10 protein-coding genes and 2 pseudogenes are annotated in these 12,684 nt (G+C 48.3%); 5 read left to right on the plus strand and 7 right to left on the minus strand.

Translation table 11 applies throughout. The features are described 5' to 3' along the window. Window positions 1-223: pseudogene (locus ACXAG2_RS15035) on the plus strand (IS110 family transposase); the annotation flags it as partial. A gap of 202 nt (window positions 224-425) precedes the next feature. Beyond that, window positions 426-1,472, plus strand: a pseudogene (locus ACXAG2_RS15040) (IS110 family RNA-guided transposase). Between the two features lie 317 nt (window positions 1,473-1,789). Here the strand turns inward: ACXAG2_RS15040 and ispH are convergent. The 6 genes from ispH to murJ form a co-directional block, all read right to left on the minus strand. Beyond that, window positions 1,790-2,731, minus strand: coding sequence for a 4-hydroxy-3-methylbut-2-enyl diphosphate reductase (gene ispH, locus ACXAG2_RS15045; RefSeq protein ID WP_474868243.1), 942 nt, complete (start codon window positions 2,729-2,731; stop codon window positions 1,790-1,792). Between the two features lie 18 nt (window positions 2,732-2,749). Continuing rightward, a complete protein-coding gene (fkpB, locus tag ACXAG2_RS15050) occupies window positions 2,750-3,196 on the minus strand; it encodes an FKBP-type peptidyl-prolyl cis-trans isomerase (RefSeq protein WP_349587971.1) in 447 nt (148 codons plus the stop codon). 14 nt (window positions 3,197-3,210) lie between these two features. Continuing rightward, a complete protein-coding gene (gene lspA / locus ACXAG2_RS15055; protein ID WP_474868246.1) occupies window positions 3,211-3,729 on the minus strand; it encodes a signal peptidase II in 519 nt (172 codons plus the stop codon). Further along, window positions 3,722-6,541, minus strand: a complete 2,820-nt coding sequence (gene ileS / locus ACXAG2_RS15060; protein ID WP_474868249.1) for an isoleucine--tRNA ligase — start codon at window positions 6,539-6,541, stop codon at window positions 3,722-3,724. The genes lspA and ileS overlap by 8 nt, the downstream gene beginning before the upstream one ends. Before the next feature lie 54 nt (window positions 6,542-6,595). Next, window positions 6,596-7,528 (minus strand): bifunctional riboflavin kinase/FAD synthetase, encoded by a 933-nt coding sequence (ribF, locus tag ACXAG2_RS15065; RefSeq protein ID WP_474868252.1) that lies wholly within the window; start codon window positions 7,526-7,528, stop codon window positions 6,596-6,598. A 90-nt stretch (window positions 7,529-7,618) separates the two neighbouring features. Then, window positions 7,619-9,178, minus strand: a complete 1,560-nt coding sequence (gene murJ / locus ACXAG2_RS15070; RefSeq protein ID WP_474868255.1) for a murein biosynthesis integral membrane protein MurJ — start codon at window positions 9,176-9,178, stop codon at window positions 7,619-7,621. 309 nt (window positions 9,179-9,487) lie between these two features. Here murJ and rpsT point away from each other — a divergent pair, with 309 nt between their 5' ends. Next, the gene (gene rpsT / locus ACXAG2_RS15075) at window positions 9,488-9,748 is read left to right on the plus strand and encodes a 30S ribosomal protein S20 (RefSeq protein ID WP_119501969.1); all 261 of its coding nucleotides are present in this window, start codon (window positions 9,488-9,490) and stop codon (window positions 9,746-9,748) included. 81 nt (window positions 9,749-9,829) lie between these two features. On the opposite strand, the gene ACXAG2_RS15080 is transcribed toward rpsT, so the two are convergent. Then, on the minus strand, window positions 9,830-11,068 hold the full coding sequence (locus tag ACXAG2_RS15080; RefSeq protein WP_474868257.1) for an alpha/beta hydrolase-fold protein: 1,239 nt from the start codon (window positions 11,066-11,068) through the stop codon (window positions 9,830-9,832). A gap of 383 nt (window positions 11,069-11,451) precedes the next feature. Between ACXAG2_RS15080 and ACXAG2_RS15085 the strand changes: the two genes are divergently transcribed. Both ACXAG2_RS15085 and ACXAG2_RS15090 read left to right on the plus strand, forming a co-directional pair. Continuing rightward, window positions 11,452-11,640: a hypothetical protein gene (locus ACXAG2_RS15085; RefSeq protein WP_474868260.1), complete on the plus strand. Its 189-nt coding sequence runs from the start codon at window positions 11,452-11,454 to the stop codon at window positions 11,638-11,640. A gap of 168 nt (window positions 11,641-11,808) precedes the next feature. Beyond that, complete coding sequence (locus ACXAG2_RS15090; RefSeq protein ID WP_474868262.1) at window positions 11,809-12,609, plus strand: UDP-2,3-diacylglucosamine diphosphatase; 801 nt, start codon at window positions 11,809-11,811, stop codon at window positions 12,607-12,609. The last annotated feature ends 75 nt before the right edge of the window (window positions 12,610-12,684 follow it).

Raw genomic sequence — 12,684 nt, forward strand, 5'->3', positions numbered from 1 at the left:
TAAAGCCTTACTGCTTCGAAACAATATTCGTTACGAAGGCACGGCCAACTGATCGAAGAAACATCTACGCTGGCTCACCGAACTCATATTATCTCACCCTGCTCAGCAAATCGTTTTGCAGGAACAGCTGCAAACCATCGAAGAACGTATCAGGCGGTTAGAACGGCTGGATAATGAGCTAACTCATCATGTTCACCAGTGGCGGTATTATCCTGTGGTAAAACCCTTCCTTTGGTTGCTAACACCCACATAAGGGGCAGTAACACGTGGGCTAAAATCCGAGCGAAGCGACAGAGCCCACGTGTTACTGTCCCAGCGAGCCTGCGACCGACTTAATGTGATTGATACTTATTGAGCCTTCTCCCCAGCTTAGCCAATTTCTTGGCTAAGCTGGAAGGCGACCAAACCCAAACGGAGAAGACTCAATGCAATTTTATACTAACTTACATCCTTTTTACTGCGGAATCGATCTTCATGCACGAATGCTCTACGTTTGCATCCTTGATGAGCGTGGAGACATTCTGGTTCACAAGAAGATTAAAGACTCGCCTGAACAGCTTTTAACACTACTTTCTCCCTATCTGGGAAATATCGTTGTCGGCGCAGAATGTATGCATTGCTGGTATTGGCTCAGTGACTTTTGCGAACAGCACAACATCGACTTTATTCTTGGCCATGCCTTGTACATGAAGGCTATTCATGGCGGCAAAACCAAGAATGATAAAATCGATGCATATAAAATTGCCAAGCTCATGCGGGGCGGTAATTTTCCTTTGGCGTATGTTTATCCAAAAGAAAAGCGCGCTATACGGGACTTGTTGCGTAGACGAACCCATGCCATGCGTCACAGGGCTGAATTAAAAGCCTTTGTTAAGAATGCGCTTGCCTAGTACAACCTGCCACTTCCCGAAAAATCAGATTTAAGTTACACCACCGGCCGGGATTCTATGCGCGGCTATTTTCCTGATCCACTGGTACAACGCAGTGTGGATATGAATCTGCGTCTGATTGAAATTTATGACCATGAAGTTAGCAGTATCGAATGTTATGTAGAGAAGATAACTAAAAATGACAACGGCCGTGACTATCATCTGCTACGTTCATTGCCGGGTGTCGGACGGGTTCTGGCTCTGACAATTCTTTACGAGATTGGCAATATCCAACGCTTTGAGAGTGTTCAGAAGTTCGCCTCCTATTCACGGCTGGTCAAATGCAAAGCGGAATCAGCAGGCAAAACATACGGTACTCAGGGCAATAAAATCGGTAATGCACATCTTAAGTGGGCATTCTCGGAAGCTGCGGTGTTGTTCTTGAAAGGCAACCCGCGTGCACAAGCATATCTCGCTAAGTTACAAAAGCGCATGAGTAAAGCAAAAGCTCTCTCGGCCCTGGCCCATAAACTCGGGCGATGCATGTATTATATGTTGAAGAATAAAACGGTGTTCGACAGTGAACGCTTTTTAGCAGGGTAAGTCGCGCAGGCGGATGAGCTGAAAATCTAACTGGTCGAATGGCGAGTATCATGTTTATCACTTATTTAGGCAGTAAACCTGCAATGTGATGAACTATACCGGTGTCCACAGCCACCACGCTTTGATTAGACATCCGCCTGTTGCGCAACAATACCCTGTGCTAAATCGCTTGCACCTGCACTGAGCCTTCCACTAACTGGCGAGAATAATCAGCCATTACGTTTTGAATAGTGCCAGCATCAGGTTAACCGATGAATGTCTAGTGCCCCTGCTCCCGCAGCCAGGGAATTGCTATTACCTATTGACCGGAGTTGGGCTCATAGGTGTTTAATACGTAACTCTTTAGGCACGGCAAATTCTACATTTTCTTCACGTCCGGGACGTTCAGAAGCACTTTGCGCTCCCCATGCCTTAAGCTGATTGACTACCCGCTGCACAAGCACTTCCGGCGCAGAGGCACCGGCGGTAACACCGATATGTTCAACACCTTCGAGCCACGCTTTCTGAATACAGTTTTCATCGGCAATAAGATGCGCCTGCGCACCCATTTTCTCCGCAAGTTCACGAAGACGGTTGGAGTTCGAACTGTTCGTAGCACCGACAACCAGCAACACTTCGCAATCTGTCGCCAGTTCACGCACGGCATCCTGACGGTTTTGTGTAGCGTAACAAATGTCGTCTTTGCGTGGACCGCTGATTGCCGGGAATTTGTCTCTGAGTGCATCGATAACATCCGCCGTGTCATCTACCGATAACGTAGTCTGACTGCAGAAGTACAAATGCTGCGGATCCTTCACTTCCAGCTTTGCAACATCTTCGCTGGATTCCACCAGATAAATACCACCTTCCGGATTATTGTACTGCCCCATCGTACCTTCTACTTCAGGGTGTCCGGCGTGACCGATAAGAATACATTCCGTGCCGGTTTTACTGGCGCGTGTCACTTCCATATGCACTTTCGTTACCAGCGGACAGGTTGCATCAAACACTTTCAGTCCGCGGGCCTCTGCTTCTTTTCGTACTGCCTGAGAGACGCCGTGAGCAGAAAAAATAACGATACTGTCGTCAGGCACTTCATCCAGCTCATCGACAAACAGTGCGCCACGCTCTTTCAGCCCGTCCACAACAAATTTATTATGAACCACTTCATGACGTACATAGATAGGCGGGCTGAACATTTCCAGTGCACGTTCAACAATAGTAATGGCACGGTCTACACCCGCACAGAAGCCACGGGGGTTGGCAAGATGTATTTGCATAAAACGCTCCGCTGAACCTTACGCTGCAGAATTAATAACGTCGATTATCTCGACATCGAAAATCACCGTCTGACCTGCCAGCGGATGATTGAAATCTACGGTAACAGAATCACCGGCAAGACTTCTGACAATGCCAGGGACTTCGCTGCCGTCAGGCTGTGAAAACGCCACGATCATACCTTCCTCAAGGTTTAAATCATGGCTGAAACGGGTGCGATCCATATGATGGATGTTATCCGGATTAGGCTGACCGAAAGCGTCTTCAGGGGCCAGCGTAAAAGCCTTTTTATCGCCCTTACTCAAACCCAGCAGGCACGCTTCAAAGTTAGGTGTCAGGCTGCCATCGCCCATCACCAGCTTGGCCGGCTTATTCAGACGGGTACTGTCAGCGGCAGAACCGTCTTCCAGCTTTAAATCGAAGTGCATGATCACTTCAGATTGGGCATTAATCACAAAATCACTCATACTGCGTGCTCCTGTTACGAATTTGAACCGGCGCTGTCAGACGCATTGCTTTCATCTTTACTGGTAAGCATGTCCCACACCAGTAAGGCAGCACCAATAAAAATGGCGCTGTCTGCAAGGTTAAAAGCCGGCCAGTGTGACTGACCAACATAAAAGTCTAAAAAGTCGATAACGAAACCGTGAACCAGCCGGTCGTAAACGTTACCTATGGCACCGCCCAAAATAAAACAAAACGCTACCGGTAACAGCTTCTGCTCTTTTCCGGCCTGTTTCAGCCACCATAGAATAACGGCACTCACCCCTACTGCAATCGCGGTAAAAAACCACCGTTGCCAACCTGAGGCATCATGCAAAAAGCTGAACGCGGCACCGTAGTTACGTACATAAGTTAAGTTGAAAAACGGCAATATCTGAATGGACTCAGACAATGCCATTTTGCCGATAACTTCGTACTTGCTCCATAAGTCCAGTACCACCACGACAGCACTTATCCATAAAAAGCGCAGGCCGGTATCAGTCAACAGTTTAGGCATATTGACGATTTTCCCCTTCACCGTCGACGTTAGTTACACAACGTCCGCATAATTCAGGGTGCGCTTCGTGACTGCCCACGTCATCACGGTGATGCCAGCAGCGAACACATTTTTCACCGCTGCTTTTCGTCACTTCAATGAACAGGCCATCCAGCTCTGTGGCTTTCGCGCTGTCTGTTTTTTCGCTTAACGGCAACAGCTCAACACCGGAAGTAATCAGGACGAAACGCAGTTCATCTTCCAGCTTGTCCAGTACAGATTTCAGTGCGTCATCTGCGAACAGTTTAATATTCGCTTCCAGTGAACCACCTAACTGACCGTCCTTACGCGCCTGCTCCATCGCCTGGTTGGCCGCGTCTTTCACTGTCATCACCTTATGCCAGTAAGCATCGTCGAAGCCGCCTTCTGTCGCAAAGCCATCGAGGCCTTCGTACCAGGCTTCAGTGAATACAAATTCACTGCGCTCACCGGGTAGCGCATCCCAGATTTCCTGAGCAGTGAAACTGGTGACCGGAGCCATCCAGCGAACCAGCGCTTCGATGATGTGGTACAACGCAGTTTGGCACGAGCGGCGGGCATTACTATCACCTTTCGCCGTGTATTGACGATCTTTAATGATATCCAGATAAAAACTGCCCAGTTCAATTGAACAGAAGTGAGTCAGTTTTTGTGATACCACCAGCATGTCGTAATTGTTGTACGCTTCAATGATTTCATTTTGCAGCTTTTCAGTGCGGGCAACGATCCAGCGATCCAGAGCAACCATATTATCCGGTGCAACCGCATCTTTAACCGGGTCGAAACCATTCAGGTTAGCCAGCAGGAAACGGGCAGTGTTACGGATCCGCCGGTAAGCATCAGCGGCGCGCTTCAGGATTTCATCGCTCACCGCGATTTCGCCGCGATAATCGGTCGACGCTACCCACAAGCGCAGAATGTCTGCACCCAGTTTGTTCGTGACCTGCTGCGGCGCAACCACGTTACCGATGGACTTGGACATCTTGCGGCCCTGCGCGTCCACAGTGAAACCGTGCGTCAGCACTTCTTTATAAGGAGCGTGACCATACATAGCCGTGGAAGTCATTAAGGACGACATGAACCAGCCACGGTGCTGGTCAGAACCTTCAAGGTACAAGTCAGCGCTGGCAGGAATATCGTCACGACGTTCAACAACAAAATAATGCGTTACACCTGAGTCAAACCATACGTCCAGCGTATCAGTCACCTTTTCATACTGCTCAGCTTCAGCACCTAACAGTGCGGCATCGTCCAGATCCCACCAGGCCTGTATTCCTTTTTGCTCAACAGCTTGCGCCACCGTTTCGATGATAGCAGCAGTCTCCGGGTGTAATTCACCGGAAATACTATGTACATAGAGGGGGATAGGCACACCCCAGGTACGCTGACGTGAAATACACCAGTCAGGACGACCCTCTACCATTTTCTCAATGCGGTTCTGGCCCCACTCAGGGATCCACTCTGTCTTCTCTATTTGTTCCAGAGACGCTTTTCTCAGGCCTTTTTTATCCATGCTGATAAACCACTGAGGCGTAGCACGGAAAATGATTGGCGTTTTATGGCGCCAGCAATGGGGATAGCTGTGCTCATAATTGATATTCAGCAGCAGGTTGCCGTTCTCTTCGAGCTTTTCGATGATCGGTTTGTTTGCTTTGAACACGAACTGACCGGCAAACAGCGGCGTTTCATCATTATAGACACCGTTATTTGCAACAGGGTTGTAAACTTCGATGTCGTATTGCTTACCAACATTGAAGTCGTCCACACCGTGAGCCGGTGCTGTGTGTACAAGGCCGGTACCGGAGTCCGTAGTAACGTGGTCACCTAAAATGAACGGTACTGTAATATCCAGGAACGGGTGATTAACGGTCAGCTTTTCAAGTGACTGGCCCGTGCAGCTTGCCACTGTTTTAAAGTTTTCCACGCTGTAACGTGTCATACAGCTTTCAACCAGATCTTCCGCCAGAATTATCCAGTCGCCGCCGTCCAGTTCAACCAGTGAATACGTCAATTCAGAATGCAAACTAATCGCGCGGTTGGCAGGCAATGTCCATGGCGTGGTGGTCCAGATAACCGCTGACGCATTATGCGCTTTTAAGTCACCGGCAGACACACCAAATGCAGCAGCAATTGCGTCTGCATCCGCTACCGGGAATTTCACATCGATAGCTGGCGAGACCTTATCTTTATATTCAACTTCTGCTTCTGCCAGCGCTGAACCACAGTCTGTACACCAGTGAACCGGTTTGAAACCTTTTTCCAGATGTCCGGAGTCTGCAATTTTCCCCAGCGCGCGGATGATGTCGGCTTCAGACTTAAAATCCATGGTTTTATAGGGATTATCCCACTCACCAAACACACCGAGGCGTTTAAAATCTGCCATCTGGCCATCGATTTGCTTTTGCGCGTAGTCGCGGCACTTCTGACGAAACTCAGCCGCAGAGACTTTTACGCCCGGCTTACCGACTTTCTTTTCAACCATTAATTCGATGGGCAGACCGTGACAATCCCAACCGGGAACATAAGGCGCATCGAAATCAGATAAGGTTTTAGCCTTAACGATAATGTCTTTCAGAATTTTGTTTACAGCGTGACCAATGTGAATATCACCGTTCGCATAAGGAGGGCCATCGTGCAAAATAAATGGCTTCTTACCTGCTTTTGCTGCGCGAATTTGTTTGTACAGGTCTTTTTCCTGCCAATCGTTAAGCATCGCCGGTTCTCTTTGCGCTAAGTTGCCACGCATAGGAAAAGGCGTTTCCGGTAAATTCAATGTCGGTTTGTAATCGCTCATAAACTCGTTATTTCCGTCCACCTGCCGTTGCGAAAAGTCGCAACAATTTGATAATTAAATGCCGGCAATGCCAAACAGCGCTCTTGCTGCCTGCGCATCGCGCTGAATCTGTTGTTTCAATGCGTCAAATGACGCGAATTTTTCTTCATCCCGTAATTTCTTTACCGGATAGACTTTTATCAGCCCGCCGTACAGCGAACCGCTATAGCCAAATATATGCACTTCCAATTGCGTGCGTTTACCCGCCACAGTCGGACGGGAACCCACATTGGCCACGCCATAGTAGCGGGTGTCATTCACATCCACGGTTACGGCAAATACGCCGTTAATGGCCGGGCGGGAACGTTTCAGTAATACATTGGCAGTCGGGAACCCGATTGTGCGCCCTTTTTTCTCCCCGTGAACCACTCGACCATCTATCACGAATGGCCGCCCCAGCATGTTACCGGCTTTTTCAAATTCACCGGCAGCCAGTACTTCACGCACAGCTGTGGAACTGATGCGGCAATCATCGACCATAAAGCTCTGGGTACTTGCGACTTCAAACCCCATGCTCTGCCCTGCCCGCTGCAACATGGAAAAGTCACCGCGGCGACCACGGCCAAAACGGAAGTCATCGCCTACCACCAGGAATTTCACGCCGAGACGCTCAACCAGCAACTCTTCGATAAAGGTGTCTGCAGACTGACTGGCAAAATACTCGTCAAAGCGGACACACAATAAACGGTCAACATCCTGTGCTTTCAGTAACTGATATTTTTCCCGTAAGGTACTCAGGCGCGCAGGAGCTGTATCGGGACTGAACAGCTCTTCGGGCTGAGGCTCAAAAACCATAACGGTAGAAGGCAAGCCGAGTTCACGGGTTTTTTCATGTACATTTGCCAGTACTGCCTGATGGCCCCGGTGAACACCGTCAAACTTGCCAATAGTCAGCACGCACCCGCTATGATCGGGGCGCAAATTATGAAGACCGCGAATTAATTCCACTTGCTGCCGGGTTCCTGTAAGCCTGAGACTGAATGACAAAGCTCGCGATTATAAACGACCCGCACCGTAATACCAATCGTTGCGCATAGTTTATCCGCCAAATGCCCGAAAGTGTCGTTTGCGGACACCTGAAACAAGCAAAACGAAGAGGAAAACAGCTACAGCGGAGCCAATAGTGAGAGTCACATGGTAAATTTGTGCAGTTAAATCCAGCGCATAAAATGCGTCACCCTGATCAAAATACACAATGACACCCGCCATCAGAGTGCTGGCAATCACCACCTTAATAAGGAAAAACAGCGTTTCTCTGCTGGCCCTGTACACACCGTTATTATGCAGTGTTGTGTAAAGCAGACCGGCATTCAGTGTGGCTGACAAAGAGGTCGCGATAGCGAGGCCAATGTAGCCGTAAGGAATAGCGAAAATCAGGTTAAACACCATATTGGCAATCATGCACCAGATCCCGAATTTTACTGGTGTTTTGGTATCCTGGCGTGAAAAGAACCCGGGCGCGAGCACCTTTACCCACATAAAACTCACTAGTCCGAAGGCATAGGCCACCAGCGAATAGGATGCCATACGGGCCGTTTCAGCAGTGAAAGCACCACGCTGGAAAATAACTGTCATAATCGGCTCAGCCATAAATGCCAGACCCACAGCAGCAGGAATACCCAGTAACGACACCATACGTACGCCCCAGTCCATGTTGCCACTGAATGCTTTGGGGTCGTTCGCCACATGATTGCGCGACAAAGTCGGCAGAATGACCGTTGCGATGGCAATACCGAACAAACCGAGTGGAAACTCCAGCAACCGGTCTGAATAATAAAGCCAGCTGATTGAGCCGGTAACAAGAAAACTGGCAATGAGAGTGTCGAACAGCAGATTGATCTGCCCTACCGACACACCAAACAGTGCGGGGATCATTAATGTGCGTACTTTCACCACACCGGGATCATGCCAGCCCCATTTTGGCTTTACCAGTAATCCGGCCCGGTACAGAAACGGCAGTTGGAATAGAAGCTGAACGATACCGCCAATAAAGACGCCCCATGCCAGCGCAAAAGCCGGCTGGGATAAAGCCGGTGCCACGAACCAGGCGCATAATATGATACAAATATTCAGTAATACCGGCGTAAAAGCGGCCACGGCAAAGCGGTTTAACGTATTTAAAATCGCCCCTGCCAATCCGGTTAATGTGATAAAGGCAAGATAAGGAAAGGTGATTTTAAGCATGACAGAAGCGAGCTCAAATTTTTCACCGGCTTCCTCTCCCTGCCACCAGGCGATGAACCAGCCTGTACCAAAAATGGCTGTGAGTACCGGGGAAGCAAGAACACCCAATATGGCTACCACAAAAACAATCGCACCCAGCGTACCGGAGACCCTCGCAATAAAAGCCCGCAGTTCTGCCTTGTCGTCCTGATGGTGCACTTCAGTGAGCACAGGAATAAATGCCTGGGCAAACGCCCCTTCAGCAAACAGGCGTCGCAGGAAGTTGGGAATTTTGTTTGCGAAGAAGAATACGTCAGCTGCCGCGCCGTCTCCCATGAGTTTCGCTACAACCACATCCCTGACTAACCCGAGTATGCGGGAGATGAATGTCATCACACTGACAATGATCCCCGACTTCAATAACTTTCCTGACACACGCGCCCTGCTAACTGAAAAATTCAGACCGTCACTATAGCGGAAGCGGGGGTTTGACGAAATCTCCGCAGAGAAAAATTCTGTACCGTAACAGTGTGTTGAATTAAAGATGAAAAAAACATGACAGACAGATGAATTCCCCATTTTGCCCTGCTATAATCCGCGCATCTCACGGGGGATGCCTTTTATTGCGCAATCTCAAAACTATTTTTCCTGAGGTGTCGGGCAAAATAGTTTGACATTTGGTCGCCGGATGAGCATAATCCACGCCCTATTTTTTAGACATGTATTTATTTTGGGAGTTACACCTTGGCTAACATTAAGTCTGCTAAGAAACGTGCAATTCAAGCCGAAAAGCGTCGTCAGCATAATGCCAGCCGTCGCTCCATGACTCGTACAAGCATCAAGAAAGTAGTTGCCGCTATCGCTGCAGGTGATAAAGAAGGTGCACAAGCTGCACTGGCCGCTGCTACTCCGGTACTTGACAGAATGGCAACCAAAGGTTTGATTCACAAGAACAAAGCTGCTCGTCATAAGAGCCGTCTGTCTGCGCAAATCAAAGCGCTGTAAGACAAGCTGACGAGAAGTAAAAAGCGCCTTAAGGCGCTTTTTTTATGTCTGCAATTTTACCCGGCTATGTTTTATCACTGACTACCGTCCCTGAGTATCAGTCTTCCCCTCCCTCATCAGTTTCAACAGGTTTGCTCTGCGGGTTTTATACGCACCTGCCTCCACATTTTCAGATATACTTTTTTCCACAGCCAGCGTACGCATCTTCAATGCTTTGTCGATTTCACCATTTGCCTGGTAGCCATCAGCTAAACTGTCATAAGCATCAGCCATTTCGGGAAAAGTCCTGACGTTATTCTGAAATAGTGTAATCGCGTTCTTAAAATCCTTTTCACCCAACGCTTTATAACCCAAATAATTAATTGCTTTATAAACTGGCTTTGCGTTGAAGCTATACCGCTCTGACTGATCTGCGTAGAATTGCAAAACCGCCTTCTCTCCCTTTTCCAGTACGTCAGGAGCCGGCAAAAGTAGATTATTAAAGTGCTTCAGTGCGAGAGCATGTCCGGCAAGCGCGATGGTGTTGTGTGTTTCAGAAGTATCTAAGTCCATGTTATAGAAAAAACCATCCGGCACACGCTCACCCAGTAAAGACGTAAAGCGTTCAAAAGCACTTTGCATTTGTCCGTCTTCACTTCCCAGATTTACGTAAAGGTATTTGTTCAATTCAGGAGTGTTCTGATAAAAGTCCCGTGCTTGCTTGAAAATCACCTCATCATGCCACCATAAACTGGGACTGAATGCAAAGTATGCCTGAAAAAGTGCAGGCCTCGTCTGAAGAGCATAAACGGTCAGTAGCCCGCCTAACGAATGCCCGGACAAAATCCGTAATCCATTTGTGCGGAAATTTTCATCTACATGAGGAATAAGCTCCTGACCAATAAATGAAAGGAAATCATCCGCTCCCCCGGAATTTCCCCACTCGTCATAATCAGGATTTCTTGTAGGTGTAAAATCCCTTGTTCTGTGGGTATTCATAATGGCTATGATTATCATCTCTTGCGCCATATTTGACTGGTTCAGTAAATCCAGTGTGCCGGCTACATGATTTAAATTTCTCTGTCCGTCCAGAAGAAACAGCACAGGATATTGCTTATTTTCATAAAGCCTGTAATTGTTAGGGAGATGGACAAGAAGCTCTCTCGTTTCACCGAGAATTTTGGAATCAATCAACACCGTTTCATTACTGCCACGAACAGCTGCGCAGGAGAATTGCGAATAGCCCGTAATGAGCAATGCCAATAAAATAAAAAACAAGTTCTGCATTAATAATCCTTTATCCGGTAAATCCTGTTTCTGCAAAGTCCCGTTGTGCAGCATTTTCCTGTTTTAAATAGCTTTACTTAATAGGAGCGGGACACCGTGGTACTGTAACTGAGGTACAGGTAATAATGCAAAATTGACGAGAGGCAATTCCCGCCGCTGCGAAAAAACTACACAAAAGTGTGTTGCCTGGTAGCAACGCAAACGTCATTTTCATTTGTTAGTGTCAGGTACAGTGCTGAACCTGACCGCACTATTACGTGCATTTCGGCGACTTTTGGCGAACTTTCGCTGGTGATAACAGCAGTAAGCTGAGCTGGTAGAAATTTTGCTAAGGTTGTTAGTGTTAAGAGCTTAATGCTGAGTGTCACAGGCGGAAGTTCCTGCTAAGAACCCGGTGCAGTTAACACATTTGTACAATCAAAGGTGAGATTACAACGATGAAAATCCAGGTACATGATAACAAAGGGATTGAGACCCACGAATTGTCTGCAGACGAACTCACACCGCAGGTAGAGCGCAAGCTGAAAGCGCTTTATGCATTCGGCGGGTACTGCAAAGTAGGCAACACACGATATCAGAGTGCAGAACTGCTGCTGGCAGATATTCCCCCCCTTATGGCCGGATAAATCGCAAAACTGGCTGCGTCAGCGGATGCGGCCAGTTCTTACTCTCCGCATACAGCCGTTGTCACGATACTGTCAGACAACCTTCACTAACCTGTAAACCTGCCGTCACCTGACTGTCAATTAACCATCCTAAGATGTCCTTCCAAAGTTACTGCTTTGGGACCGGCTATGAAACGCACTCACTACCGCACACTGTGGTTATCTGACATTCACCTTGGCAATAAAGATTGCAAGGCTGAATACCTTCTCGACTTTCTTAACAATGTCACCGTCGACACCCTCTATCTGGTTGGCGATATCGTCGATATGTGGGAGATGTCGCGGCAATTTCGCTGGCCTGAGGCGCACAATCAGGTGCTTCATACATTTATGAAAATGAGCCGTGAAGGGACCAAAGTGGTGTATCTGCCCGGCAATCATGACGAGCCGTTACAGTCTTACTCCGGAATGGATTTTGGCGAAATTGAGATCCGCAGAGAATATGTTCATACCACCCTGCAGGGCAAAAAGTATCTTATCCTTCATGGCGATCAGTTCGATGCTGATGTGACCCTGGGAAAATTCCACGCCTGGATTGGTGATAAAGGCTACGACCTGCTTCTGTTCCTCAACCGCTGGTTTAACCGCTTCCGTCAGTGGCGCAACAACCACTACTGGTCTCTGGCAGGCTACATCAAAAAGCATATCAAAGGGGCTAACGAAGCCATCAGCCGTTACCGAGAAGCCTGCTGCGGCAGGGCGAGAAAGATGGGGCTTGATGGTGTGATTTGCGGCCACATTCACCACCCGGAAAGCACCATGGAGAATGGTATCCATTACATCAATGATGGCGACTGGATAGAAAACTGCTCAGCCCTTGGCGAAGATTTACAGGGAAATCTGGCGCTTATCAGCTGGATTGATCATATGCAGGCACGGGCGTCTGTTACCGAGTTCAAGCCACGCTCAAAAGCAACGAAAGCAGCTTAGTAAACAAATAATAACTAACCGGCAACGCTGCCAGCAGGTGAAGCACTCTGTCACGGAAATGCCATGAAACTGTGT

The sequence above is a fragment of the Alteromonas sp. ABH4_456 genome, from assembly GCF_056160645.1.

Bases quoted from the DNA above. Each gene is read 5' to 3' on its own strand.
- ispH (WP_474868243.1), bottom strand. From the start codon at position 2,731: ATGCAAATACATCTTGCCAACCCCCGTGGCTTCTGTGCGGGTGTAGAC.
- fkpB (WP_349587971.1), bottom strand. From the start codon at position 3,196: ATGAGTGATTTTGTGATTAATGCCCAATCTGAAGTGATCATGCACTTC.
- lspA (WP_474868246.1), bottom strand. From the start codon at position 3,729: ATGCCTAAACTGTTGACTGATACCGGCCTGCGCTTTTTATGGATAAGT.
- ileS (WP_474868249.1), bottom strand. From the start codon at position 6,541: ATGAGCGATTACAAACCGACATTGAATTTACCGGAAACGCCTTTTCCT.
- ACXAG2_RS15080 (WP_474868257.1), bottom strand. From the start codon at position 11,068: ATGCTGCACAACGGGACTTTGCAGAAACAGGATTTACCGGATAAAGGA.
- ACXAG2_RS15085 (WP_474868260.1), top strand. From the start codon at position 11,452: ATGAAAATCCAGGTACATGATAACAAAGGGATTGAGACCCACGAATTG.
- ACXAG2_RS15090 (WP_474868262.1), top strand. From the start codon at position 11,809: ATGAAACGCACTCACTACCGCACACTGTGGTTATCTGACATTCACCTT.